Annotated in this window: 2 protein-coding genes; both read left to right on the top strand. The window is 56.6% G+C overall.

The genetic code is table 11. From position 1 onward, the window contains the following. On the top strand, nt 1–411 hold a 411-nt coding region (locus NCT32_RS36765), incomplete at its 5' end, for a class I adenylate-forming enzyme family protein (RefSeq protein ID WP_250491539.1). 930 nt (nt 412–1,341) lie between these two features. Beyond that, nucleotides 1,342–1,850: SDR family NAD(P)-dependent oxidoreductase (locus NCT32_RS36760; RefSeq protein WP_250491538.1), on the top strand; the 509-nt coding region annotated here is incomplete at its 3' end.

Here is a 1,850-nt window from a genome sequence, read left to right as displayed (position 1 = left end):
AGCGAGAGCTTCACGGACGAGGGGTGGTTCAGAACTGGCGACCTTGGAGAGATCGTCGATAAGAACCGCAATATCCGAATTTCTGGGCGCAAAAAAGAGATCATCAATCGAGGTGGAAAAAAGTATTTTCCGCGCGAGATCGAAGACCTGCTGTACGAGCACGAAGCCTTTCTGCAGCTTGCAGTTGTCGGCGTACCCGACGCACGCCTTGGCGAACGGAACTGCTTATGCGCAGTTCTCAAGCCAGGCGCCCAGATCACCCTCGACGCGATCATCGCCATGATAAAAGGTCGGGTTGCCGATTACAAATTGCCGGAGGAACTGGTGATACTAAATGAATTCCCGATGACTCCAACGGGAAAAATTCGTCGTGCCGAGCTACTCAAGCAACTCAGTGCACGCGTTGGTTGACCGGCATGGAGCAGTCTTGATTGGCAAGGAGGCGGTTCGCAGGCATAGCGCCGACGCGCGGGTCGGCGCTATGCTTGAGTACTGAATCGACATGATGGAAAAGTTTGATCCACCCCCGTTTTTGGTCCGAACCGCAGTCAAGTGTCGGTTTAAGAACTGCTGCTTTGGATTGCGCGCCCGCGCGATCTGAACCTGCGTCATGTGACTACGAGGCCGCACGGTGCCGGCCTCGTACGCCATTCTTCATCAGCCGCTCGGCGTGGCGCATTGAGGCGAACCGGTGCTCGTTCAGCATGCATCCAACACCTTGGCGCCAATGCTGGCCCGTTGTCGACCGTAATGTTGGCCGGTGGTGGGAAATTCACTGCGCCGCTAACCTTGTCGACTACCAACCCGAGTCGTTGGTCAATTAAGGCTCGACAACGCCGCGCTGGAAGACCTGCTGGCTCAATATAGCCAGCCAACAGGCGTAGCGCGATCCGGCCAGGTATTGATGACCGAACGCACCGCGGGATGTTGCCCGGCGGGCCGTAGGGATTCGCGCTCGCTGATTTACTACGATCCACACCTTTCTGACGGGCTGGCCTATGTTCGGCAGTTTCGATCCCTGAACGTGCTCGACGACTACACGTGCGAACGCCTGGTTATCGAAGGTCGGTACGTCATCCGAGTGCGCCTACCGAATGTTCGTGTCGGCGGCCAAGGCGAGTTACGGTCTGGCAGACGATACGTCTGTAATCAAAATTTTTCGACGACGCAGCACAACTCCGAGCGCTGACGAGTCGGTGAGATGTTCTTCCTTGCGCTCCGATCTTGGGGTCTTTCCGGATGTAAATCGCGGCGCTTTCACATTGACAGCAAGTGTTCCACTGCTATACTCAAATGCAAGGTGACTGAGCGCTCAGTTCGGTAGATGGTAAGGAGGCGTTGATGGGTCGGCTAGTTCATAAGACTGCATTTATAACGGGTGGTGGGAGCGGCATCGGTGCAGCAGCGGCGTTGCTATTCGCGAGAGAAGGATGCGGAGTCGCAATAGGCGATCGTGATGTAAGCGCCGCGCATCGGATTGCCGATGAGGTCAATCGCGCGGGTGGAGAGGCGATCGTTTTCGAGCTAGATGTCACGCGTGAAGACAGCGTCCGAGGAGCGATTGCGGGAACTGTCTCCGCCTTAGGCGGTTTGGATGTGCTCTACAACAACGTGGGCGGATCTGCAGTAAATGACGGGCCAGTCACTGAAGCTTCAGCAGAAGAGTTCTGGCGTTGCATCAATGTCGATTTGTTTGGCACTTGGCTGGGCTGTCGCCATGGCATTCCCGAGCTGGTGCGGCGCGGGGGAGGATCGGTAATTAACACCTCTTCCGTTCTTGCACTGATAGGTTCGCCGAACAAGGATGCCTACACAGCCGCCAAGGGCGCGGTCGCTGCACTGACGCGATC

The sequence above is a fragment of the Caballeronia sp. INML2 genome (genome assembly GCF_023631365.1).
In the GTDB taxonomy this organism is placed as follows: domain Bacteria; phylum Pseudomonadota; class Gammaproteobacteria; order Burkholderiales; family Burkholderiaceae; genus Caballeronia; species Caballeronia turbans.
Note: the sequence above shows the minus strand (reverse complement) of the source record. Positions and strands in the feature narration are given on the sequence as shown.